This is a genomic window from Arthrobacter sp. V1I9 (assembly GCF_030817075.1).
In the GTDB taxonomy this organism is placed as follows: Bacteria; Actinomycetota; Actinomycetes; order Actinomycetales; family Micrococcaceae; genus Arthrobacter.
Window position 1 is genome coordinate 1,942,263 of the sequence record NZ_JAUSYU010000001.1, and the last position, 24,437, is coordinate 1,966,699.

The following is a 24,437-nucleotide window of genomic DNA, read 5'->3' on the forward strand; positions in this document are numbered from 1 at the left end:
CGTGCATCCCGTGTCTTTTCCGGCACAGTAGGTGAGTGCCAGTCCGCAGAAGCCTCCCCGCCCCCGGCCCGGGCATCCCCGGAGGCGCCGACCGGCTGCTTCCGGGCCTGGCTACGGCAGCCGTGGCACTGGCCGCCGCCTTCCTGATCCACGGGCTCGTTCCAGCCCTCCCGGCCATGACCCTGGCCGTGGTCCTGGGCGTCCTGGCTGCCAACCTGCCGGCGACGGGCGTCTGGACTGCCGGCAGGGCACGCCCGGGGCTGGACTTCGCCGGAAAGCACCTGATGCGCGGCGGGATTGTCCTGCTGGGCCTGAAGGTGAGCGTTATGGACGTACTGGGACTGGGCTGGCTTGCCCTGTTACTGATCGCGGCGGTGGTGGCCGCGGGCTTTGGCGGAACCTACCTGATCTCCCGGCTGTTCCGGCTTCCGCCGGTGACGTCGCTGCTGGTGGCAACGGGGTTTTCAATCTGCGGCGCTTCCGCCATCGGCGCCATGGCAGCCGTCCGCCGCATCCGGCACGTGGACACCGTCCTGCCGGTGGCGCTGGTGACGCTCTGCGGAACCCTCGCGATCGGTGTCATGCCGCTGCTGGTCCATCCCCTGCAGCTCAGCGCGCCGGTTTTCGGTGCCTGGATTGGCGCCTCAGTGCACGACGTCGGCCAGGTGGTGGCCACGGCGCAAACCGCCGGGACTGCGGCACTCGGCATCGCCGTCGTCGTCAAGCTCACCCGCGTGCTGCTGCTCGCACCCGTGGCGGCCATCGCGGGAGCGCACCAGCGCCTGACTGCGAAACCCGGCCCGGGGGCGGATGGCAATGCGAAGCTTCCGCCGGTGGTGCCCCTGTTTGTCCTGGGCTTCGTCGCCATGGTGGGTCTCCGCTCCGCCAGTTGGCTCCCGGGAGGATGGCTGGAGGCGGGGGCGGCGGTTCAAGACATCCTGCTGGGCGCCGCGCTGTTCGGTTTGGGCTCAGCCGTGCGGATCCGCCTACTGCTGCACACCGGTGGCCGTGCGCTCCTGGCGGCCCTGGTGTCCTGGCTCCTTATTGCCCTCCTGGGACTTGCGGCCGCCCTGCTGATCGCCGCGTGATTTTGACCACCCGGCGCGTGCTTAGATAGCTGGGTGTTAAATGAGAATCTGCAGCGCAACGAAGCCGCCGAACGTTCAGCCCTGATCAGCACCACCAGCTACGACGTAACGCTGGACGTGCGCCGGGCGGCCGACCCGGACGTTGCAGGCTATCCAAGCCGCAGCATCATCAACTTCACCGCCGAGCCAGGCGCCTCGACGTTCCTGGATTTCATCGGCGAGGTCCACAGCGTGCTCCTTAACGGCCAGGAACTCCGCGTGGAGCACGCGGTGGGCGGCGCCCGCATCAAGTTGGACAACCTGCAGGCCGAGAACCAGGTGACCGTCACCGGTACCGCCTTGTACAGCCGCACGGGCGAAGGCATGCACCGCTTCGTGGATCCCGCCGACGGCCAGTGCTACCTCTACACACAGTACGAGCCGGCGGATGCCCGCCGGGTCTTCGCGAACTTCGAACAGCCCGACCTCAAAGCCGCCTTTACCTTCCATGTGACGGCACCCGCCGAATGGCACGTGGCCTCCAACGGTGCGGAAGTGAACCGCACGCTCCTCTCCAACGACCGGGCCGCGGCACGCTGGGACTTCGCCAGCACCGAACCCATGTCCACCTACGTCACCACCGTGCTGGCCGGCCCCTACTTCAAGGCAGAAGACCGCTGGCAGGCAACGCTCGACGACGGCACGCCCCTCGACGTGCCGCTCGCCCTGTACTGCCGTGCGTCGATGGCTGACTCTTTCGACACCGGTGCGCTCTTCCGCCTCACCAAGAACGGCCTGGACTTCTTCAACCGGCTCTTCGACTACCCCTACCCCTGGGGCAAGTATGACCAGGCCTTCGTTCCCGAATACAATCTGGGCGCCATGGAGAACCCCGGCCTGGTGACGTTCACCGAGAACTACGTCTTCACCTCACGTGCCACCGACGCCCAATACCAGGGCCGCGCCAACACCCTCATGCACGAGATGGCGCACATGTGGTTCGGGGACCTGGTGACCATGCAGTGGTGGGATGACCTATGGCTCAAGGAATCGTTCGCGGACTACATGGGCACATTGGGCGTTGACCAGGCTACCGATTGGGACACCGCCTGGGTCAACTTCGCCAACAAGCGCAAGGCCTGGGCCTACGTCCAGGACCAGCTGCCCACCACGCACCCGATTGTGGCGGACATCCCCGACCTTGAGGCCGCAAAGCAGAACTTCGACGGCATCACCTACGCCAAGGGCGCTTCGGTGCTGAAGCAGCTGGTGGCCTACGTGGGCTTCGAATCGTTTATCGCCGGCTCCCGCGGGTACTTCCGCAAGCACGCCTACGGAAACACCTCCCTGGCCGATCTGCTTGCGGCCCTCACCGCCTCCTCCGGGCGGGACCTGGCCGGGTGGGCGCAGCAGTGGCTGCAAACCTCGGGCATCTCCACGCTGTCCCTGGACATCGCTGCGGATGCGGCAGCCGACGACGGCGTGCTGGGCCGGGTGGCAATCGTCCAGAAGGCAATGGACCCGGTCACCGGACGGGAAGAACTCCGTCCCCACCGGCTGCGCGTGGGTTCCTATGATTTTGATGCCGACGGCGCTTTGGTGCGGACCGGAAGCATCGAGACCGACGTTGTGGGTGCACGGACAGAGCTTGCAGAGCTGACGGGGCAGCCGCGGCCCGCGCTCCTGCTCGTGAATGACGACGACCTTACCTACGCCAAAGTCCGGCTCGACCCGGAGTCCGAGGCCACCGTCCTGGCCTCGTTGGACAGGATCACGGACCCCATGGCCCGTGTCCTGTGCTGGACGGCGCTCTGGAACTCGGTCCGGGACGGTGAAAGCGCGGCTGCGCGGTACGTTGACGCGGTGGCCACCTTCGCTCCAGCGGAAACTGGCATCGGCGTCCTGTTGAACATCCTCGACAACGCAAGAACCGCCGTCGAACGCTACACGTCTGCAGACGACCGGAAAGCCGTGCGGGCCTCCTTCCTGGCGACCGCTGCTGCAGAACTGGACCGCGCCCAGCCGGGCTCGGACCAGCAGTTGGCGTGGGCTCGGACGCTTGCCACCCTCAGCAGGCACGATGACGGGATGCTGCACCGGCTGAGTGGCCTGTTGGACGGAACATCCCCGGTATCGGGCCTGGCAGTGGACGCCGAGCTGCGCTGGCAGCTTTGGCACGCCCTGGCGGCGAACGGGCAGGCAACGGTCGCCGAGCTCGACGCCGAGCTGGCCCGCGACACCACAGCCTCGGGACGCGCCGGGCACACTACAGCGCTCGCCGCCCGGCCCGATCCGGAGGTTAAGGCAGCGGCATGGAAAGCGGCCGTGCAGGGGAACGACCTGTCCAACCAGCTGCTGACCGCCACGATCAACGGCTTCATCACCGCCCCGGAAGAACTGCTTGAACCTTACGCGGAGCCGTACTTTGAGTGCCTTCGCGCAGTCTGGAACGGGCGCAGCATCGAGATCTCGAGCCGGATCGTGCGCGGCCTCTACCCACTCGCGCAGGACCTGGCCGAGGGGGCGGAACCGGCAGACCATCCGGTTATCCTGCGGACCGACGAATGGCTGGCCGAGAACGCCGAGGCACCCCGCGCCCTGCGCCGGATTGTCATCGAGCAACGCAGCCACCTGCTGCGGGCGCTGACGGCGCAGGCGGCCGTCCTCAAAACCCCGTCCGCTGCTCCGTAACCGCCCTTGTGGCCGCTCATAAGGGCACCTGCGGAGCAATCGATGGGATAAGTCCCGGATTCTCCGGGTCTGGTCAGGGGACCCGGTGAAGCCATTCCTCCGTGCCGAACTTGGTTGCCACACGCTCGCGGGCGGTGGCCAGTTCCGTCCCGGTCAGCTCAGACGGCGTGGCGCCATACCGCTCGCGAAAGACTTCCATCATGGCCGCAATAATCTCGGCGCGCGCCAGGCCAGTCTGCCGGCGGAGGGGGTCCACCCGCTTCTTTGCACTGCGGGTGCCTTTGTCCGAGAGCTTTTCCTTGCCGATGCGGAGTACCTCCACCATCTTGTCGGCGTCGATGTCGTAGCTCATGGTGACGTGGTGCAGCATGCCGCCGTTGGCGAGGCGCTTCTGGGCCGCGCCGCCGATCTTGCCCTGGTCCGTGGCGATATCGTTCAGCGGGATGTAAAAGGCCGTGATGCCCAGTTTTTCCAGCGCTGCCATGACCCACGCGTCGAGGAAGGGGTAGGAGTCGGCGAAGCTGAGCCCGTCCACCAGGGTCTGCGGCAGGTACAGCGAGTAGGTGATGCAGTTGCCCGCCTCCATGAACATCGCTCCCCCGCCGCTGATTCGGCGGACCACGTTGATGCCATGCTTCGCCACGCCGGTGGGGTCCACCTCGTTGCGGTAGGACTGGAAGCTGCCGATCACTGTTGACGGTTCCTGCCAGTCCCAAAAACGAAGCGTGGGGTTGCGTCGGCCGGCGCCCACCTCCTCTGTGAGGACCTCGTCGAGGGCTACGTTGACTTCGGTGGGCAGGACCGTGGGCGGAATAAGGTTCCAGTGGTGGTCCGCCCAGGACGTGGCTTTGGCCAGCGCCCGGCGGACCGCGATGGCCACGGCGTCGGCCGAAAATCCGAACAGGGCTGCGCCTTCCGGCAGCGACGCAGTGACGACGGCGGAAAGCTCGGACGCCGTCGTCGTGTCCGGCAATCCTGTGAGCCCCCGGTTGATGTCCAGGAGCGCCTCGTCGGGCTCCAGGAAGAAGTCCCCACTGACGGAGACATCGGCGAGCCGGCCGTGCACCACGTCCAGGTCCACCACCACGAGTTTGCCGCCGGGTACTTTGTACTCGCCGTGCCGGCGGGCGGCGGAATCAGCAGCTGGGACGGGCGTGGCAGTCATAAGTCCCATCCTGCCCCAGAAAGGCCGGGCCCCTGAAACGCGGCCTGCCGTTAACGCGGAAAAGCCCGCGCCGTTGCCGGTGCGGGCTTTCGCTTGAAGCTTGGGGGAAGTGAGTTACTTCTTGCCGCCGAAGCCCTTGAAGCGAGCGTTGAAGCGCTCGACGCGGCCTGCGGCGTCCATGATGCGCTGCTTGCCCGTGTAGAACGGGTGGGACTCTGAGGAGATTTCGACGTCGATAACCGGGTAGGTGTTGCCGTCTTCCCACTCGATGGTCTTCTTGGAAGACACGGTGGACTTGGTCAGGAACTTCGTGCCGGAGGCCAAGTCGTTGAAAACAACAGCTTCGTACTTCGGGTGGGTATCAGACTTCATAATGGGACCTTTGTTCGCACAACTGGATTTTGCCAGCTGCCAGGTATGAATGGGATGGCCGCTTCCGTGCCAAAAGACGCAGGGCAGCCAGCTATTAATACTAGCCGAAACCCGGGGTGCCCGCGAACCGCCTGCCGGGCCCAGCCGCCGTGCAAGGGGTGCGAGTGCGAGTAAGCAGGTAGTTACGGGGGGTGCGGGTGCGAGTAAGTAGGTACTTACGGGGCTTGGATACAGGTACTCGAAGTGGTTGCGGTGGGTTACGAACCCTGTCTACTGTCGAACCACAGGTTAGAAGCCTCAACTGTCTCGGAGTATCCGCGGTGGGGAAGCCAGGTATTCGCTGCTGGGGGAAATAGCGGCGGCCGCAGTGTTCCGTTCGTGCCGCTCTGCGCGGCTTTCTTGAAAAGTGAACCGGTCCGGACGCAGATGTCCGCCACCAATCACACACCAGCTGGCAGGAACTTTCCCCAACCCTGACCAAGCTTATGGCAGGGACGAGGGAGAACATGCCGATTATCAAGGATCCATACCTGTTCAACGAGCAGAGCCTGTTCATTGACCTGGAAGGGGTACTGGGCCGCCGCCTTTATTTGAAGATCGAGGGGTTCAATTTCGCGGGCTCAATCAAGCTCAAGCCCGCGCGGGAAATGGTGGAGCGCGCAGAGCGGGAGGGGCTGATCGGCCCAGGCTCCGTTCTCGTGGAGTCATCCTCGGGCAACCTCGGCGTCGCGCTCAGCATGATCTCCGCCAGCAAGGGATACCGCTTCGTGTGTGTGATCGATCCGCGCTGCAACCCGGCAACCCGGCAACTCATGGAGTCGCTCGGGGCACGGGTGGACCTGGTCACCGAACCGGACCCCGTCGACGGCTTCCTCGGAGCCCGGCTGAACCACGTGCGGGAGCTGTGCGCGTCCGACGAACAGTACGTCTGGCTCAACCAGTACACCAATCCCGGCAACTGGGGAGCGCACTACCGCTGGACTGCCCCCGAGATTTCCAATCAGTTCCCCGAACTGGACGTGCTGTTCGTGGGTGCCGGGACAACGGGGACCTTGATGGGTTGCGCGCGGTACTTCCGTGAGCACCGGCCCGATGTCCGCATTGTTGCGGTCGACGCCGCAGGATCCGTCTCGTTCGGTGGCCTGCCGGCCACCCGGCTGATCCCGGGACTTGGCATGAGCGTGCGGCCGCCGCAGCTCGACGAGTCCTTGATCGATGACGTAGTGATGGTCGAAGAACTGGACACGGTGCGCGCCTGCCACCGCCTCACCGCGGCCGGCTTCATGCTCGGTGGCTCCACTGGGACCGTGGTCCACGGCGCCATGTCTTGGCTCGCCGACCACGATGCCCAGGACCTGATGGCGGTGGCCATTTCCCCGGACATGGGCCGTCCCTACCTTGACACTGTCTACAACCCTGACTGGGTACACGATCATTTCGGGGCCGAAACGCTGCGAACCGACGATCGGACGGGGGCTCCGGGCCGACAATCCGGCCCGCTGTCGGAGCCACAGCACCCGACACCCGTACCCGCGGCCGCTTACGCGGCCACCGCCGCAGCAGGAAATTTCCTAAGGTGAACATGCGTATCGACAACCTTCAGGGAACTCCGCGTTTCATCCCTCCCATGAGTCCTCCTGTTCCTGAGGCAACCGCGGCTTCGGCCGGGGACGGCCCTCCAGCCACGCCGGCTACGGGTGCGGACGTTGTCCTGGAGCGCCGGCTGGCGGATCTGCTCGCATCGGTGGTGAAGAAGGACGATGTCCCCGTGGACGCCAACTTCTTTTACGAATTGGGCGCGGACTCTCTGGTCATGGCGCAGTTCTGCGCCCGGGTGCGCAAGCAGCCGGACCTGCCCGCCGTGTCGATCAAGGACATCTACCAGAACCCTACGATCGGCGCTCTGGCAGCGGCTTTGGCACCAACAGAAACGACGGCGCCTGCGGCGGAATTAATGTCCGCATCTGTGCAGATCCGGCTAGCCGAGTTGCTGGCTGGCGTACTGGGCCGTGAACAGGTCTCCACTGACGCCAACTTTTTCAACGACCTGGGCGCGGACTCGCTCGTGATGGCACAGTTCTGTGCCCGGGTGCGCAAGCAGCCGGACCTGCCGCCGGTGTCCATCAAGGACATTTACCAGAACCCCACGATCGGCGCTCTGGCAGCGGCTTTGGCACCAACAGAAACGCCGGCGCCTGCGGCGGAATCAATGTCCGCATCTGTGCAGATCCGGCTAGCCGAGTTGCTGGCTGGCGTACTGGGCCGTGAACAGGTCTCCACTGACGCCAACTTTTTCAACGACCTGGGCGCGGACTCGCTCGTGATGGCACAGTTCTGTGCCCGGGTTCGCAAGCACCCAGACCTGCCGCCGGTATCGATCAAAGACATCTACCGAACCCCGACGATCTCGGCGCTGGCCTTGGCCCTGGCACCGGCGGACCCGGCGCCGTCCAGCCCGCCTGCGGTTGCCGGTACACCCACCTCACGCAGAGCACTACCGGAAGCGTCACCCGATCCCGCACCCGAGGCGACCTCTGCGAACAACGCGGGGCAAGGGCGACACGGGGCCGTCCCCGCGGTGGTAACTCCGGCCACGACAACCGAGTACTTGACGTGTGGCATGCTGCAGGTGCTGATCTTCCTTGCCTACACCTATCTTTACGCAGTGATCTTCGAGAAGGGGCTGGAATGGGTCTGGGCGGGTAATACTTTGCCCGACCACTATGTAAGGGGCGCCGGCTTCGGTGCCGTGACCTTCGTGACCATGTGCACGCTGCCCATCCTGGTCAAATGGGTTCTCATCGGTCGCTGGAGGCCCCAGGAGATTCGCATCTGGAGCCTGGCCTACGTGCGGTTCTGGTTCGTCAAGACGGCAGTGATGGCCAACCCGCTGGTCCTCTTTGCCGGGTCCCCGCTGTACCTGCTCTACCTGCGCGCCCTGGGAGCCAAGGTCGGAAAGGGCGCGGTCGTCTTCACCCGTCACATGCCAGTCTGTACCGACATGCTCACGATCGGCGAGCACACGGTTATCGACAAAGAAACCTTCCTCAGCGGGTACCGCGCCATCAACGGCGTGATCCAGACGGGCCCGGTGTCAATAGGCGGGAATGTCCTCATCGGTGAGAAGGCGGTGCTCGATATCCGCACCTCGCTCGGCGACGGGGCCCAATTGGGCCACGCCTCGTCCCTCCACGAGGGCCAGTCAGTACCCGCCGGAGAGAGCTGGAACGGATCGCCGGCGAGGCTAACGAGCACCGACTACCGGATGGTACCCCCGGCTCCCTGCGGCACTTGGCGGAGGGCAAGGTTCGCGGTCCTGCAGTTGGCGAACCGCCTGCTCATAACGGTGCCTGTGGCCTTCACTTTCCTGTCTGTGGTCATCGTCGAGGTGCCGTGGACCCGGGAGCTTTTGGACACACCTCACCTGTCACTCGCCAGCTGGTCTTTCCTGGGTGTCGTCCTGGGGCTGTCCTTGGCGCTATTCCTGGGCGCGATGATCGTGAGCCTGATCTTCGTCATGACCGTCCCGCGACTACTGAACCTTGCGCTCAAACCGGACCGCGTCTACCCGTTGTACGGTATCCACTACGTCCTGCACCGGGCGATCGGGCGCATCACCAACCGGAAGTTCTTCCACGAGCTATTCGGCGACAGCTCCTTCATTGTTCACTACCTGCTGTCCCTCGGATACAAGCTCTCCCCCGTGGTGCAAACCGGTTCCAACTTCGGCACCGAGGTGAAGCACGACAACCCTTATCTGAGCGCGGTCGGCCGGGGAACCGTCGTCGCGGCTGGCCTCTCGTTCATCAACGCCAACTACTCCAGCACGGCTTTCAGCGTGTCGCGGAGCGCCATTGGCGCGAACAGCTTCCTCGGCAACGACATCGTCTACCCCCCGCAGGGCAAGGTGGGCGACAACTGCCTCATCGCGACAAAGGCCCTCGTCCCGATCGACGGAGAGATCCGGGAGGGCATCGGCCTGCTCGGATCACCTGCTTTCGAAATTCCCCGAACGGTGCAACGGGACAGCGCCTTCATCCGTATGGCGCACGACGACGAGTTCCCTCGCCGGCTCGCCGCCAAGAACCGGCACAACCTGGTGAGCATGGCGCTGTTCCTGCTCTCACGCTGGTTCTACACCTTCGTGGTGCTGCTGGCCTCGCTGACCTCCGTGGACCTGATCCAGCAATTCGGCGCCTTCGCGATCATGGGACTCCCCGTGGTGATGCTGGTTTTCACTGTGCTGTACTTCGCCTTCGTCGAGCGGGCATCCACGGGATTCCACGGAGTACGGCCAAAGCACTGCTCAATCTACGACATTGACTTCTGGCGGACTGAACGCTTCTTCAAGCTGTGCGCCCGGGCAAACGTGCACAGGCTGCTCAGCGGCACGCCCTTCAAGGGACCCACTTGGCGGCTCGTCGGCGTCCGTGTGGGTAAGCGACTATTCGATGATGGTGCCGGGATGTCCGAGAAGAACATCGTCACCTTGGGAGACAACGTGATACTCAACGCCGGGTCGTACATCCAGTGCCACTCCCAGGAGGATTACGCGTTCAAATCCGACGCCACCGTAATCGGTTCGGGCTGCACGCTCGGCGTAGCGACGATGGTGCACTACGGGGTCACCATGGGCGACGGAGTGGTGCTCGCCCCGGACTCCTTCCTGATGAAGGGCGGGGAGGTCCCGGCCTTCGAGCGTTGGGGAGGCAATCCTGCCGAAGTATTGAGCGCTTCGACCTCTGGCCTGCCGGCGCTGCCAATCGGCACTGCCTCACCAGCTTCGAGTGGCGGCGCCGCAGGTGCAGTCGCAACGTATTGATCGAGGAGACCACAATATGGATGTGCTGACTGACGAGCAACGCGACTTCTGGCGGGGCATGCTCGCCGGAGGCGGGCACACTGCCGTCCCGCGATGGACCCTAAATCCCCACCCCGGACTGGACGAGCACCACGAGACCCTCCCTCATAATCTTGTAGGGACCTTACGTCGCCTGGCGGACAGCCTTGGGACGACCCTGGACGTTCTGTTGCTGGCCGCCCACGCCAAAGTGGTCGCAGTGTTGGCAGGGGAGCGGGAAATCGTCATCGGGTATGCAGTAGCTCCCGGGCACCAGCCGCTGCCCTGCCGATTGACCACCGAACCAACGTCTTGGCGGGCGCTCCTGGTGGAAGTGGGTCGCCGGGAGCGGGAGTGCCGCCAGCACCTTGAGGCCGGAGGTTACGAGGATCTCCTCGACGGCCTCTGCCTGGAGCTAAACCTGAGCCGCCCGCTCTTTGAGACCGTGTTCGACCCGCGGGACGCCCTGAGGGAGCTGACCGAGGACACGGTTCTGCAGGTGGCGATGATATCCGAGGGCATCACCGGCGCCCGTTTGCAGCTGCGGTATCGCAGCGACGCTCTCGACGCTACCGCCGCAGCGCGCATTGCCGGCTACCACGTGGCTGCTTTGAGAGCCATCGCGGCGCACACCGACGAAGATCATGACCGCGTGTGCCTGCTCGCCCCTGAGGAATTGCGACTCCAACTGGAGGAGTTGGCGGGGCCCAGGCGGGAGCTACCGGACCTGCGGGTGCACGAGATCTTCGAACAGCGAACCGAGTCCGATCCGGAGGCCGTCGCTGCCATTCACGGCGAATGCAGCCTGACCTACCGCGAGCTGAACGCCCGGGCGAACCGGCTGGGCAGGGCGCTGCAGGCTCGCGGACTCGACCACGAGACAGTGGTCACCGTAGTGATGGAGCGCAATTTGGATTGGATGGTGACCGTTCTGGCCATCTGGAAAGCCGGGCTCGCGTACCTACCGCTCGAGCCGCACTTCCCGCCCGAGCGCATGGCCACGGCCATATCGCGGGCGGAGTCACCACTTGTCATTACAGAGCGCGCCAGTACCGCGACGCTTGACCAAGCGCTCGCCACCCTGCCGGACGTGGAGGAGCTTTTCGTCGAAGTACTCGCCGCCGAGGACCACGCCGAGGGGAACCTCGGCGTGGTCGTTGCCCCGAACCAGCTCGCGTACATCCTGTTCACGTCCGGGTCTACCGGGCAGCCGAAGGGTGTGATGTGCGAGCACGCCGGGATGCTGAACCACATCTATGCCAAAATCGACGACCTCGGAGTGCGCGAAGGCGAGGTCATCCCTCAAACCGGTCCACAATGCTTCGACATCTCGGTGTGGCAGCTGGTGGCAGCCTTGCTCGTCGGCGGGCGGACCCTGTTCGTCGACCAGGACGCGATTCTCGACGTCGAGCGGTTCGTTGACACGGTTCTGGATGGGCGGGCAGGCGTGATTCAGGTTGTTCCGTCATACCTTGAGGTCATTGTGTCTTTCCTGGAGCAAAACCCACGGAAGCTGCCGGACCTGCACTGCGTGTGCCCCACCGGCGACTTCCTGAAGAAGGAGCTCGTCCAGCGTTGGTTCGCGCTCTACCCTGATGTTCCGGTCGTCAACACGTATGGGCTCACGGAGACGTCGGACGACGCGGTCCACGAGATTATGGACCGGGCCCCGGCAGGGCCACGGGTGCCCCTCGGAAGGCCGATCAACAATGTACACGTTGACGTGGTCGACGAGTACGGCAGTCCGGTACCGCTCGGGGCGCCTGGGCTGATTGTGTTCTCTGGCGTGTGTGTGGGCCGCGGGTACGTCAACGATGCAGAGCGAACCGACGCGATGTTCGGCCCAGACCCGAACCGTGCCGGTGAGCGCGTCTGCCGTACCGGCGATTATGGCCGGTGGATGCCGGACGGAAAGCTCGATTTCCTGGGACGGCGCGACAACCAGGTGAAGATCAGGGGATTCCGGATCGAAATCGGAGAGATCGAGAATGCCCTGCTTCGAGTGCCTGAAGTTCGCGACGGCGCTGTCGTCGTCGGGGAGGGCGCGGATCAGGTTAAGTTCCTCGTGGCCTTTTACTCGGGCCGACGGCCACTCGAGATCGCCGAGTTGCGCAAGCAGATGGCGTCGCAAGTACCGGACTACATGGTCCCGTCGGCGTACCGGTGGCAGGAGAGCCTGCCTTTGACCGGCAACGGGAAAATCGACCGGAAATCCCTAGCCGGCATGGCGCAGGAAATCGTTCCCGAGGCCGGCCAGGCCACTGACGCCCTGTCGGCCACCGAGCAGCGGCTCGCGGAGGCCTGGGCGACGGTGCTCGGACTGCCCGCCGCCAGGATCGGTGGACAGGATTCCTTCTTTGCGCTGGGTGGGACCTCGCTGTCCGCAGTGAAACTCGCTGTACTGCTCAAGCGTGCTGTGTCGATCAAGGACATCCTGCAGACGCCCGTCCTGTCGGACCTGGCAGCCCTGCTTGAGGCCTCCTCTTTGGCAGACACTGCCCTTCCGCCCGCACTGCGTCCGGTGCCAGCCGCCGCGGAGCCCGATTCCGTGGCCCCGGTGGGAGGACCGGTGGGCCATTGCCACCCACTACCCGTGAAACGAAAGGACCTCTGATGTCTTCGCCTTCACCCAGAATTGGGTTTGACCTTGAACGCCAAGCCGGCCAGCCACAGATGCTCGCCGTGGAATACGGCCACGATCCCGTCCAGTGGGCCGAACAGCACCAGGAGTCCCTGCGCATGGCGGTAGCGGAGCACGGCGCTGTGCTGGTACGCGGCCTCGCCCTCAGGGATCCGGCCGAAGTTGCGGATGTCTTTCATGGGCTGGTCCCGGGCGGCCTCATGCCGGACCGGGAGGCTTTTGCCGCACGGCAGCCCTATCTCGACGGCGTCTACTCTTCCCTGAAGTGGCCTGCTAACCAGTCCATGTGCATGCACCACGAGCTCAGCTACGCGCTCGAGTTCCCCGGTCTGATGCTTTTCGGCTGCCTTCAGGCTCCGAGCGCCGGTGGCGTGACCGGCGTGGCGGACTCCCGCGCAGTGCTCAACGCCCTGCCCCGGGACATCGTCGAGCGGTTCGAAAGCGAGGGGTGGCTGCTCACGCGCAGCTACAACGAGGACATCGGGGCCAGCTACGAGGAAGCGTTCGGGGTGGACGACCGCGCCGCCGTCGAGGAGTACTGCCGCGCCCACGCGATTGAGTTCGAGTGGCAGCCCGACGGAGAGCTCCGCACGCGGCAACGGCGCCCCGCCGTAGTCCGGCACCCCCTGACGGGCGAGCGCTGCTGGTTCAACCAGATCGCTTTCCTAAGCGAATGGACGATCGCCCCCGAAGTGCGGGAGTACCTCGTCGACGTCTACGGTGCCGACGGGCTGCCCTTCAATACCCGCTTCGGCAACGGGGAACCTATAGGCAAGGACATTGTTGCCCTCTTGAACGACGTCTACGAGGCAAACACGCTGCGGACCCCTTGGGAGTCCGGCGACCTCATGTTGGTCGACAACATCCGCATGGCCCACAGCCGGGAGGCCTATGAGGGGCCTCGGGAGGTACTGGTCGGCATGGCCGAGCCCCGCAATGTCTTTGACCTTGTTACTGAGGATGGTGCCCGATGACCGACTACGCGATTACCCCGGCAGCTCCCGCGTCTGAGCCGAAAACGGTCCCGCCGTTCGCGGTCATTCCCGGGGCACAGGTGCAGGAGGTGCTCAGGGGCCGTGAGAAGCAGGTGATCGAACTGGTCGAGCAGACTTACCGGACGCACGCAGCTGGCGACTCGGTAAACCCTCCGTCATACTTCCTGCGCTTTCCGGACCGGCCCTCCGCGCGAATTATCGCCCTGCCCGCCTCGGTTGGAGGTGACGTAGGAGTCGACGGTATCAAGTGGGTCTCCAGCTTCCCGGACAACGTGGCGTTGGGGATACCCCGCGCCTCCGCGGTTCTGATACTCAATGACCCGGCAACGGGCTACCCCTTCGCCTGCATGGAGAGCTCCATCATCAGCGCCTCCAGGACCGCGGCGTCGGCTGCCGCAGCCGCGGACTGGCTCAGCCGCGGACGAGGACGTCCACGGAGCATCGGGTTCTTCGGGGTCGGCCTCATTGCCCGCTACATCCATACCTTCCTGGACGCATCCGGCTGGTCCTTTGATGACATCGGGGTGTATGACCTCTTGGGCGCAAGCGCGGAGGGATTCAAGGGCTACCTTGAACGCAGCGGCACGGCGGCCCGCGTGACGGTTCATGATGGTCCCGAACAACTGATACGGAGCAGCGACGTAATCGTGTTCGCTACCATAGCGGGCCAGCCGCACGTGCACCAGGTGGCGTGGTTTGAGCACAACCCGCTGGTACTTCACGTGTCCCTGCGCGACCTCGCCCCGGAGATCCTGTTGGCGTCGACCAACATCCTTGACGACATCGACCACTGCCTGAAGGCCGGAACGTCTGCCCACCTCGTGGAGCAGATGGTCGGTCACCGGGACTTCGTGGACGGCACCCTGGCCGATGTCATGGCCGGCAGTGTCTCGCTGGCGGACGACCGCCCGGTGGTGTTCTCACCGTTCGGCCTGGGCGTGCTCGACTTGGCGTTGGGTAAGTACGTCTATGACGAAGTTGCCCGTAGCGGCCAGCTCGGCGTAATCGACGACTTCTTCTCGGAGCTGCGTCGGTATGGCTAACGTGGAACGCCCGGACCCGCGAGAGGAGGCATCTGCGGCATGGGCAGAGTGACAGGCTCAGTACGTACCTCCGGGTGCGAGTGGCTGCAGTACGACTATGGTCCCGGTTTGGTTCCGGAAGAGGGGCTTGGAGCATTCACGATGTGGCGGTACCGCCACCTCCTGCCCATGTCCGATGGGCCGGTGGCTTATCCCCTGCCTATCGGAGGCACGCCGCTGCTTCCGGCCCCGGCGCTAAGAGCCGCCTTGGGGACACCGTCCCTGTGGCTCAAGGATGAGACCCGCGGCCCTACGGCGTCGAACAAAGACCGGGCTACTGCGCTGGTGATTGAGGACGGGTTGCGGCACGGCTTGGACACCATCACGACGGCTTCAACGGGCAACGCCGCAGTTGCGACGGCGTTCGGGGCGGCAGCCGCGGGAATGCGTGCAGCCATCTTTGTATCGATCGATTGTCAGGAGGACAAACTCGGACTGATGACTCAGGCCGGGGCATGGGTGTTCCAGGTGCCTGATGGCTACGCGGCCGCCGTCGACCTGTCTCGCGCAGCGGTCGAGGAGTTCGGGTGGGTGGACCGGAACACCGGAGTGAATCCCCTGACGACCGAAGCCAAGAAGACCGTGGCGCTGGAGGTCTGGGAGCAGCTTGGCCGCCGGATGCCGGACGTGATGATCGCTCCGGTGGGGGACGGTCCCACTCTCGCCGCACTCGAAAAGGGCTTCGCCGAGTTGGTTGCGTGTGGAGTTGCCGCCAGTATGCCCCGCCTGGTCGGTGTGCAGGCTCGGGCCTGCCAACCGCTCGTGCGCGCTTGGCAGGGGACCGATCCAGCACCTGACGAACTGGACCCGGGGTCCACGTTGGCTGACGGGATCGCCGTCCTGCGGCCCGCCATCGGCGATGCCGTGCTCCGAGCCGTACGTTCCAGTGGCGGCGCGATGGTCGCGGTGAGCGATTCTGAGCTCATGGACGCTGTCGGTTTGCTGGCCTCGACGGCGGGCGTCGGTGCGGAGCCGGCCGGTGCAGCCTCGCTGGCGGGCTTGCGGAGTGCTCTGCGTGAGGGGTTGGTGGACGGCAATGAAAGCGTCGTCGTGCTGGTCACCGGCCGCGAGATCAAGGCGGCGGGCTCCCCAAGCCGGGGCAGGGTCGCAGTGGCCGACCGGCTGGATGACGTACGGGAAGCATTCGGAAGGGTTCCCCTGTAACGGGATCTCTGTAAGTGACCCATGGCGCAAGAAAGGAAGAGATGACGCAATAAGGAGCAGTCTCATGCCGGCAAGCAGCCATACCACCGATGACTAGACTGCCAACGCGCGCGTCCTGCCAATCGAGTCCAACAATTCGTTCCCATCCATGCGACGACCGAGCAAACTGAGGAGTGACACAATGCTCTCCCTACCGCAGATGCTGGGGAATGTGTCCAAGGCCTACGTCCAGTCCCCTGAGGACTGGGCACGGTCGGTCACCGACGTCCTGCGGGACGCCGCGATCTACCACCACGCCGGAAACGGCTTCTACCGCGCCCAATGTGACGCCTTGGGAGTCGACCCCGCCACGATCAACGACCTCAACGACCTGCAATCCCTGCCACTTTTGCCGGCCGGCATGTTCAAGCGTCCCGACGCCAAGGTGCTGCTCACCTGCTCCCTGGCAGATGTCGAGACCGAATCCCGCTCCAGCGGGACCCGCGGTGTCCAGTCCGTCACCCCCCGCAACAGCGAGACATTGACCCTGGCGCTGGTCGCCCTGATCGGGACCTACCGGGCGTTCTTCAACCTGTCCGGGGGCGCGGGACTTTTTTTGAACCCGTCGGATCCCGAAGCCTCGGAGATGGGACTGCTCAAGGACTTGAACATCCTGAACAGCGTCTTCGACCACCACGCATATCTCGTTGCCGACCAGGCGTTCGACGCCGGGGAGGCCTTGGAGCACCTGCGCCGGTGGGAGGGACACATGACACGCCACATCGTCAGTCCGCCGTTCCTCGTCGACCGGCTCCTCCGGTTCCTTGAGCGGGAGAATATCAGTGTGCGGTTGGACCCGTTCAGCATGATCATCACTCTCGGCGGCTGGAAGCGGCATACAGCCGAGGCCATCCCTGATGAAGACTTTCGGGAGCGGTGCCACGACTTGCTCGGCGTGCGCGCGGTGAACGTGCGCGACATGTATGGGATGGTCGAGTCGAACATGCTCGCTGTGGAGTGCCACCTGCATCGCAAGCACGTCCCGCCGTGGTGCTACATCTCCATCCGGGACCCCGGCCAGAGCGGCCGGGAGGTCGCCTCCGGGGAGACCGGCACCATCGCCGTACTGGACGCCCTCAGCACCAGCTACCCCGGTTTCCTCCTCACCGACGACATGGGCGACGTCGAGACCGGCACCTGCGGGTGCGGCAGGACCGGCCAGGTCATCAACTTCCGCCGCCGGGGCCAAGGCGGCGGGCTGGGCCACTGCCCCGTCAGCATCGAGCGCTACCTCGGTTCGGGCACTGCCGCGAACAATGAAACGCCGGCGCTTGTGAAGGCCCAAGCTGGGGACCGCAGTCGGGGCAGTTCCGCCTACCGGGTCGCATAGAACGCAACCGCCGATGAGGCGGCAACATTCAGCGAATCCACGCCATTCATCATCGGAATCGTCACGCGCGCGTCGAGCAACCGCTCAGTCTCGGGCTTTAGCCCGTCACCTTCAGTACCGAAGACCAACACCAGACTCTGATGATCCTGGGCCACCAGCTCATCAAGAGTGATGGCCCCCTCCCCCAGAGACATGCCTGCAACGAAATACCCCGCCTCTTTCAGCTGTTCGAGACTGGCCGGCCACGATTCGATCCGCGTCCATGGCACCTGGAAGACCGTGCCCATCGACACGCGGATCGAGCGGCGGTAGAGCGGGTCGGCACACTGCGGCGTCACCAGTACGCCGTCGACGCCGATCGCTGCGGCGCTGCGAAAAACCGCACCTACGTTTGTATGGTCCGTAAGGTTTTCCAGGATCGCGATCCTTGATCGCCCTCGTGCACGGCCGCCCTCGGACTCCTGCGCACTGACCAGCAGTTCCGGCAGCGGTACCGGCGCGGGGCGCTGCATTGCGGCCATGGCACCGCGGTGAAGATGGAAACCGGTGATTTCCTCCAGCAGGGCCGCGCTGCCGATGAAGGCCGGGACGTGGGGGTAGGCACCGAGGATGTCCTGAAGGTCGTCCAGCCACTTTTCCGCGAGGAAGAAGGACCGGGGCTGGTGCCCCGCGGCCAGGGCGCGGCGCAGCACGCGGGAGGATTCGGCGATATACATGCCCTCCGCGGGCTCCCGGATTTTGCGCAGGTGCACATCCGTGAGCTGGGTGTAGTCGGACACCCGGGGGTCGGCGGCAGATTCGAGATAGTGGATTGTCACCGAGTGATTATTTCAGCAGATTCGCGATCATGAACTCCCAGCGCCACCAGCCCCAGGACGAAGATCACGGCGCGCAGCACCTTCGGGGACAGCCGCCGCCCCACTTTGGAGCCCAGGATGCCGCCGATGCTCGAACTGACAGCGATCAGCAGCACCACGAGCCAGTTGATGCGGTCGAACGCGAACAGTAGATAGGAGACGGCGGCCACAAGGTTTACGCCGAGCACCAGGATGTTCTTCATGGCGTTGGCGTTCTGGATGGTGCCGGTGAGGAAGACCCCCAGGATGCCCACCAGCAGAATTCCCTGCGCAGCTACGAAGTAGCCGCCGTAAACACCGGCGAGGTAGACCAGGACCACCAGGAGGACACCGTGGCGCTTGTCCCGCACGGCGTGCTCCGGGTTCTCCTCCCGGTTGCGGACCCAGGCCTGCATGCGCGGTTGAAACACCACCATCAGGAGGGCCAGCACCAGAAGGACGGGCGCAACGTAGTGGAAAACTTTCTCGGGCAGGTGCAGGAGCAGCCATGCGCCGGAGACGCCGCCCAGGAGCGAGGCAGGGAGCAGCCGCATGAGCTGCCGGCCGCGGCCCTTCAGTTCACGCCGGTAGCCGAAGGCGCCGGCCGCGGTACCAAAGACAAGCCCCATGGCGTTGCTCATGGAAGCCACCACGGGGGTGACCCCCAGAGCGATGAGCACGGGGAAGGTTACCAGTGTGCCGGAGCCAACAACGGCGTTGATGGTGCCGGCCCACAGGCCGGCGATGGACACAAAGATGCTGCTGAGAAGGTCCAAGGTGCTGCGCTGCTGCCTAGCGGCTGGCGACGGCGGTGTACCGGCCCGCGTTGACGGATACGTCCAGGTCCAGCCCGAATGTTGTACTGAGGTGTTCGGCGGTCAGGACCTCGGTGATGGGACCTGCGGCGACCACTCCGCCGTCGCGCAGCAGCATGGCGTGCGTGAATCCCGGCGGGACTTCCTCAAGGTGGTGCGTCACGAGGACCATGGCGGGTGCTGCCTCGTCCCGGGCGAGCTCTCCGAGCTTGTGGACGAGCTCCTCGCGGCCGCCGAGGTCCAGGCCGGCAGCGGGTTCATCCAGCAGCAGCAGTTCCGGGTCGGTCATAAGGGCGCGGGCGATCTGGACCCGCTTGCGCTCACCCTCGGACAACGTTGCGAAGGTCCTGTTCAGGAGCGGGCCCATCCCCCAGTCGTTGAGCAGGCGGAACGCCCGCCGCTCGTCGTCGCGCTCGTATCCTTCACGCCAGCGGCCGGTGACACCGTAGGCGGCGGTGACCACAACGTTGAGGACGTTTTCGTGTTCCGGGATCTGGGTTGCCAGGGCGGCGGAGGAGAGGCCAATGCGGGGGCGGAGTTCGAAGACGTCCACACGGCCCAGGATCTCGTCCAAAATCCCGGCTTTGCCACTGCTCGGATGCATGCGCGCGGCGGCAATCTGGAGGAGGGTGGTTTTGCCTGCGCCGTTGGGGCCGAGGATTACCCAGCGTTCGCCTTCATTGACTTCCCAGTCAACCTTGTCCAGCAGGGTCTTTTTACCTCGGACAACGCTGACGGAAGCCAATTCCAGAACATCACTCATAGGAGTAGACACTAGGACAAAAAAGAGGCCGACTGATAACCGGTGCCGCATGGCGCCGCAAGCCCGCTCGCCAGTTGTCAAGACCCGCCAGCGACGCGCCTTGTCCCGGGGCTGCGCGCCAACGTGGGAAGGATCAGTTCCGCGAATAGAAGTCACGGGACGGCCTGGCGGAAGTGGCTCGAGCAGCACCATTCAGCGCAATAAATTCAAGGAGCGCCTCCCCCGCTACTAAGATTGCAGGCATGACTTCGAACGTGACTGCCGTCAGCTATGGCCTGAGTGTGACCCCAACCGCGCTGGAGCAGCTGCGTTCCGTCTTCACGGCACAGGGCGCCGACGTGCTGTCCGAAAACGAATATGGCGACGCGCGCTACCAGGTCCACGTGGCTGAACTGCAGCTTCCGGACGCAACTGAAGCAGGCCTCGCCGCGCTCCGGGGCGCCGTAGCCGAGGCATCCATCACCGGGCTCGACACCGCATTGGTTCCTGCAGGCCTCCGCGCGGCCGAACGCAAGCTCCTGATCCTGGACGTGGATTCCACCCTGATTCAGGACGAGGTCATCGAACTCCTTGCCGCCTACGCTGGCAAGGAGGAAGAGGTGACCGCCGTTACCGAGGCTGCCATGCGTGGAGAGGTGGACTTCACCGAAAGCCTTCTCACCCGGGTCCAGGTCCTCGCAGGACTGCCGGCCGACGTCGTCCATTCCGTCTATACAGAAGTGAAGCTGAGCGAGGGGGCCGCCGAACTCGTGGCAGCTTTCAAGGCAGCGGGCCATGTGGTGGCTGTAGTGTCGGGCGGGTTCAACCAGATCCTGGAGCCGATTGCCGGCGATCTGGGCCTGGATTACTGGCAGGCGAATGAGTTGGAGATTGTCGATGGCGTCCTGACCGGCAAGGTGCTGGGCGCAGTGGTGGACCGGGCCGCGAAGGAGAAGTACCTGCGCGAGTGGGCAGCCAGCGAGGGTATCGCGCTGGAGCACACAGTGGCCGTGGGTGACGGCGCCAACGACCTGGACATGCTCGGGGCTGCCGGAATCGGCGTCGCCTTCAATGCCAAGCCAGCCGTGCTCGCCGTGGCTGATGCCGCCGTCACCATGCCGTACCTCGACGCTGTCCGCCACATCGCCGGCGTCTGATCCCTCCTTTACCGCTTAACCGCGGAATGGGCCCACGCCCGCAGGGTACCCTGACCGAGCATGCGAGGTAAGGGGGCGGGCGGGGACGTCGCGGCAGTGTCCGGAAGGAACATTGCCGCGACGTGTCATCTCACGGTGTGCATGGAGCCTAGCTCGCGGGCTCGCCGGTGCCCTTGCCGAAGTAGTCTGCGCCGCCAGCGTATTCGGTGTGGCCCGACTCGACGTCGGCCGTAACCATCCCGGCCACCACCTCCGCGAACTCTTCGACGGAGTACAGCTTGCCTGCTTCCGCGCGGCGCGCTTCGATGGCGCCCGGAGTGGAGCGGTCCAGGAGGGTTGCGGTAACGGTGCCCTCGATCATGTCGCCGGACACAACCACCAGGGAGATGCCCTTCTCGGCCAGGCTGGGGATGAGTTCGCGCAGTGCGTCCTCCCCGGCACGCTTGCTGCGGGCCACGGGCTCGTAGGCCTCCATGGTGGGCACGGTGTTGATGAAGTGGGCCTGGTGGCTGGTGACGAAGACCACGCGGGAGCCTTCACGCATCAGGGGCACTGCCGCGTTCAGCATGTTGATCTGGGCATCGCGGTTCAGTTTGAGCGCATAGTCCTCGCCCATGCCGGTTTCCATTCCGCCGGAGGCGTTCAGCACCAGGATGTCCAGCGTCCCGAAGTTTTCCATGGCGGCGGAGGCCAGGGCCTGGACACCTTCCTGCGTGGTGAGATCAGCGCCCACAGCCACAGCACGTCCACCGGTGGCTTCAATTCCCTGCACTACCTTGTTGGCGCGCGGCGCCTTCTGGCGGTAGTTGACCACGACGGCGGCACCCTGGCTTGCGAGGTTCCTGGCTACGTCAGCGCCGATGCCGCGTGATGATCCGGTGACGATGGCGGTCTTGTTGTCCAGCAGTCCCATACGAGCTCCCTTTGTTCATAACGTCTAAATCCCTGATGGTCTGGAGTCCATCATGCCAGCGGTCGCTGATGAATCGCTTGTGTGACCTCCACAAAGAAGCACCCCGCGCCTAGTGCGCTGGAAGGGGTCAGTGGCCCATGCCCAGGCCGCCGTCCACGGGGATGACAGCGCCTGAGATGTAGGCGGCTTCCTCGCTGGAGATCCAGCGGACCACGTTGGCAACCTCGGTGGCCTCGGCAAAGCGGCCTGCCGGAATGCTGGACAGGTAGTCCTTCTGGGTGGCTTCGGGAAGTTCAGCGGTCATGTCCGTGTTGATGAAGCCAGGAGCCACAACGTTGGCGGTTATACCGCGCGAACCCAGCTCACGGGTCAGGGAGCGGGCAATCCCCACCAGGCCGGCCTTCGAAGCCGAATAGTTGATCTGGCCGGGAGCGCCGTACAGGCCGGACACGGAGGAGATCAGGACAACCCGGCCCTTGCGCAGGCGGATCATGCCCTTGGAGGCACGCTTGATGACCCGGAACGCACCGGTGAGGTTGGTGTCGATGACCGACGTGAAGTCGTCTTCGCTCATACGCAGCAGCAGGGTGTCCTTGGTGATGCCGGCGTTGGCCACCAGGACCTCCACCGGGCCATGGGCAGCTTCCACTTCCTTAAAGGCCGCGTCCACCGACGCCTCATCCGTGACGTCGGCCTTGACGCCCAGGATTCCCTCCGGCAGCTTCGACTCGCTGCGGTAGGTCACGGCAACCTTGTCCCCGTTGGCCAAAAACGCTTCCGCGATGGCCAGGCCGATGCCGCGGTTGCCGCCGGTGATCAGGACACTGCGAGGGGCGGTGGCTGCTTCAGTCATGTAAAAAGCTCCGGGTTTCTGCGGCGCGCTGAGCCGCTGTAGAAGGGGGTGATTTGGCTGACTTCGATCTTAGCGTCCGCCCACGGCCCGGTTTGGGTGCCACTGCCGTTGGTGAGAGAATTAACGCAAGCCTTTGGAGCGTGATAATCGCCGTGACCCTTGAAAACCATGCGGGACAAACCGCGCCCGGAGAGCCGGAGCGGTTCTCCGGCGACGCGGAAGTTCACAGCATCACGGACGCTGGCGCGGCCCATTCCGAGGACATGCGCCAGCGCATGATCAAGTACGCGGTGGCCATGGGTATCCGCATGGTGTGCCTGATCATGATCTTTGTGGTGGACGGCTGGTTTAAGATTATTGCGGTAGCCGGTGCAGTGTTCCTGCCTTGGATTGCAGTTGTTATAGCCAACGGCGATGACAAGGCCGAAGGCCACAGCGACCTGCTGCTGGATTCTGCGCCCCTGGCAGAGATTGAAAGCCCGCCTGCTCCGTCCGGCGACGACGAGCACGGCAGCGAGGTCCTGCAGGGCGAGCTGATTATTGACGACGACGAAACACCATTCGGGCAGGAGCGGCGGGCATCATGAGTATTTTCGACTTCGCTGCAGGAGCGGGTCCCACCGCGGCGGAAGCCACTGCGGTCTGCTCCCGGAAGGCGTGCCGGTCCCAGGCCTCCTGGCAGCTCCTGTGGAACAACCCGAAGATCCACACCCCCGAGCGCCGCAAGATCTGGCTGGCGTGCGGAGAGCACCGGGACTGGCTGGAGGACTACCTGCAGACGCGGGGGCTCTGGAAGGAAACAGTTGTGCTTGAGGCTGTTGCCCCTCTTGGTTCCCTGGAGCAGGACAACTGAATGTACCGTTTCCTCTTTTCCAGCAAGTGGCTGGGTTACCTTCTGCTGGCTGCCATCTTCGCTTCCGCCTGTGTTTTCCTGGGCCGCTGGCAGATGGACCGGCGCGCGGAGACCCTGGCGGAGATCAACCGGGTTGTCACCAACTACTCGGCGGCCCCTATCCCCTTTGCTGATTCCAGGGAACAGTTCGACCGCCTGGACCCCGCCATGGAATGGACCCAGGTGGAGTTGAAAGGCTCGTACCTCATCGACGGGCAGCGCGTGGTTCGGAACCGTCCCCTCAACGGCCAGCCGGGCTACGAAGTGGTGGTCCCGTTCCGCCTGTCAACAGGCGAAACCGTGGTGGTTGACCGGGGGTGGCTGCCCATCGGCAACAAAAATCCCGGTAGCCCCGACTCGGTGCCGGCTCCTCCGGCAGGTGAGATCACCGCCGTCGTCCGGCTGAAGCATCCGGAGCCGGAACTGCAGCGCGGCGCGCCGGAAGGCCAGCTGGCCTCCATCGACCTCGCCGCCTACTCAGCGCAGCTCGGGTATCCCCTGCTCACCGGGGCATACGGCCAGCTCGCCTCCGAGACTCCGCCAGCAGCGGAGATGCCGCTGCCGTTCCCGAAGCCTTCCACCGAGGAGGGCACGCACCTGTCCTACTCGCTGCAATGGTTCGCGTTCGGCGTGCTGATGTTCGTGGGCTTCGGATATGCTGCCCGCCAGCAGGCCCGCAACGCTGAAATTGACGCCGAGGACGGCGACGAGTCATCAGAGGGTGTGCTCCACTCGGCTGCCGCCGCAGCCCGCCGTCGTCCGCCCGCCCCGCGGAAGCGGAAGAGGGCGACGGCGGAAGAAGAAGAAGACGCCCTGCTCGACGCGCAGGGGTTCTAGCGCACG

19 protein-coding genes and 1 pseudogene are annotated in these 24,437 nt (G+C 64.8%); 13 read left to right on the plus strand and 7 right to left on the minus strand.

What is annotated here, in order from left to right; genetic code table 11:
- Positions 1-35 precede the first annotated feature (35 nt).
- Both QFZ70_RS09265 and pepN read left to right on the plus strand, forming a co-directional pair.
- Entirely contained in the window at positions 36-1,088 is a 1,053-nt protein-coding gene (locus tag QFZ70_RS09265; RefSeq protein WP_373461564.1) for a YeiH family protein, read from the plus strand.
- 33 nt (positions 1,089-1,121) lie between these two features.
- The gene (gene pepN, locus QFZ70_RS09270) at positions 1,122-3,758 is read left to right on the plus strand and encodes an aminopeptidase N (protein WP_307095090.1); all 2,637 of its coding nucleotides are present in this window, start codon (positions 1,122-1,124) and stop codon (positions 3,756-3,758) included.
- Positions 3,759-3,831: 73 nt separating this feature from the next.
- On the opposite strand, the gene QFZ70_RS09275 is transcribed toward pepN, so the two are convergent.
- A complete protein-coding gene (locus QFZ70_RS09275; RefSeq protein WP_307095091.1) occupies positions 3,832-4,923 on the minus strand; it encodes a biotin/lipoate A/B protein ligase family protein in 1,092 nt (363 codons plus the stop codon).
- A 114-nt stretch (positions 4,924-5,037) separates the two neighbouring features.
- Positions 5,038-5,295, minus strand: coding sequence for a type B 50S ribosomal protein L31 (locus QFZ70_RS09280; RefSeq protein ID WP_307095092.1), 258 nt, complete (start codon positions 5,293-5,295; stop codon positions 5,038-5,040).
- Between the two features lie 506 nt (positions 5,296-5,801).
- Here QFZ70_RS09280 and sbnA point away from each other — a divergent pair.
- The 7 genes from sbnA to QFZ70_RS09315 all read left to right on the plus strand — a co-directional run bounded on the left by sbnA (position 5,802) and on the right by QFZ70_RS09315 (position 17,386).
- Positions 5,802-6,875, plus strand: a complete 1,074-nt coding sequence (gene sbnA, locus QFZ70_RS09285; protein WP_307095093.1) for a 2,3-diaminopropionate biosynthesis protein SbnA — start codon at positions 5,802-5,804, stop codon at positions 6,873-6,875.
- 47 nt (positions 6,876-6,922) lie between these two features.
- On the plus strand, positions 6,923-10,117 hold the full coding sequence (locus QFZ70_RS09290) for a Pls/PosA family non-ribosomal peptide synthetase (protein ID WP_307095095.1): 3,195 nt from the start codon (positions 6,923-6,925) through the stop codon (positions 10,115-10,117).
- 16 nt (positions 10,118-10,133) lie between these two features.
- A complete protein-coding gene (locus tag QFZ70_RS09295; protein WP_307095096.1) occupies positions 10,134-12,749 on the plus strand; it encodes an amino acid adenylation domain-containing protein in 2,616 nt (871 codons plus the stop codon).
- Entirely contained in the window at positions 12,749-13,750 is a 1,002-nt protein-coding gene (locus QFZ70_RS09300) for a TauD/TfdA family dioxygenase (RefSeq protein WP_307095098.1), read from the plus strand. The genes QFZ70_RS09295 and QFZ70_RS09300 overlap by 1 nt, the downstream gene beginning before the upstream one ends.
- Positions 13,747-14,814, plus strand: coding sequence for a 2,3-diaminopropionate biosynthesis protein SbnB (gene sbnB / locus QFZ70_RS09305; protein WP_307095099.1), 1,068 nt, complete (start codon positions 13,747-13,749; stop codon positions 14,812-14,814). Before QFZ70_RS09300 ends, sbnB begins: the two co-directional genes overlap by 4 nt.
- 39 nt (positions 14,815-14,853) lie before the next feature.
- Entirely contained in the window at positions 14,854-16,017 is a 1,164-nt protein-coding gene (locus tag QFZ70_RS09310; RefSeq protein ID WP_307095100.1) for a pyridoxal-phosphate dependent enzyme, read from the plus strand.
- Between the two features lie 181 nt (positions 16,018-16,198).
- The gene (locus QFZ70_RS09315) at positions 16,199-17,386 is read left to right on the plus strand and encodes an acyl-protein synthetase (protein WP_307095102.1); all 1,188 of its coding nucleotides are present in this window, start codon (positions 16,199-16,201) and stop codon (positions 17,384-17,386) included.
- Here QFZ70_RS09315 and QFZ70_RS09320 read toward each other — a convergent pair.
- The 3 genes and pseudogenes from QFZ70_RS09320 to QFZ70_RS09330 form a co-directional block, all read right to left on the minus strand.
- Positions 17,371-18,204: an RNA methyltransferase gene (locus QFZ70_RS09320; RefSeq protein WP_307095103.1), complete on the minus strand. Its 834-nt coding sequence runs from the start codon at positions 18,202-18,204 to the stop codon at positions 17,371-17,373. The genes QFZ70_RS09315 and QFZ70_RS09320 overlap by 16 nt on opposite strands.
- Positions 18,205-18,211: 7 nt before the next feature.
- A pseudogene (locus tag QFZ70_RS09325) lies at positions 18,212-18,998 on the minus strand (sulfite exporter TauE/SafE family protein).
- 16 nt (positions 18,999-19,014) lie between these two features.
- Positions 19,015-19,800 carry an ABC transporter ATP-binding protein gene (locus QFZ70_RS09330; protein ID WP_307095105.1) on the minus strand — a complete coding sequence of 262 codons (786 nt, stop codon included), beginning with the start codon at positions 19,798-19,800 and terminating at the stop codon, positions 19,015-19,017.
- Positions 19,801-20,042: 242 nt separating this feature from the next.
- On the opposite strand from QFZ70_RS09330, the gene serB reads away from it, so the two are divergent.
- On the plus strand, positions 20,043-20,936 hold the full coding sequence (gene serB, locus QFZ70_RS09335; protein WP_307095106.1) for a phosphoserine phosphatase SerB: 894 nt from the start codon (positions 20,043-20,045) through the stop codon (positions 20,934-20,936).
- Between the two features lie 148 nt (positions 20,937-21,084).
- Here the strand turns inward: serB and QFZ70_RS09340 are convergent, their stop codons facing one another.
- Both QFZ70_RS09340 and QFZ70_RS09345 read right to left on the minus strand, forming a co-directional pair.
- Entirely contained in the window at positions 21,085-21,849 is a 765-nt protein-coding gene (locus tag QFZ70_RS09340) for an SDR family oxidoreductase (RefSeq protein WP_307095107.1), read from the minus strand.
- Positions 21,850-21,976: 127 nt separating this feature from the next.
- Entirely contained in the window at positions 21,977-22,702 is a 726-nt protein-coding gene (locus QFZ70_RS09345) for a beta-ketoacyl-ACP reductase (RefSeq protein ID WP_163163647.1), read from the minus strand.
- Positions 22,703-22,854: 152 nt separating this feature from the next.
- Between QFZ70_RS09345 and QFZ70_RS09350 the strand changes: the two genes are divergently transcribed.
- Genes QFZ70_RS09350 through QFZ70_RS09360 form a run of 3 tightly spaced genes read left to right on the plus strand, consistent with a single transcriptional unit; the run spans position 22,855 to position 24,431 of the window.
- On the plus strand, positions 22,855-23,289 hold the full coding sequence (locus QFZ70_RS09350) for a DUF3099 domain-containing protein (protein WP_307097843.1): 435 nt from the start codon (positions 22,855-22,857) through the stop codon (positions 23,287-23,289).
- Complete coding sequence (locus QFZ70_RS09355; protein WP_307095109.1) at positions 23,286-23,555, plus strand: hypothetical protein; 270 nt, start codon at positions 23,286-23,288, stop codon at positions 23,553-23,555. Before QFZ70_RS09350 ends, QFZ70_RS09355 begins: the two co-directional genes overlap by 4 nt.
- Positions 23,556-24,431 (plus strand): SURF1 family protein, encoded by an 876-nt coding sequence (locus tag QFZ70_RS09360; RefSeq protein ID WP_307095111.1) that lies wholly within the window; start codon positions 23,556-23,558, stop codon positions 24,429-24,431.
- Positions 24,432-24,437: the final 6 nt, after the last annotated feature.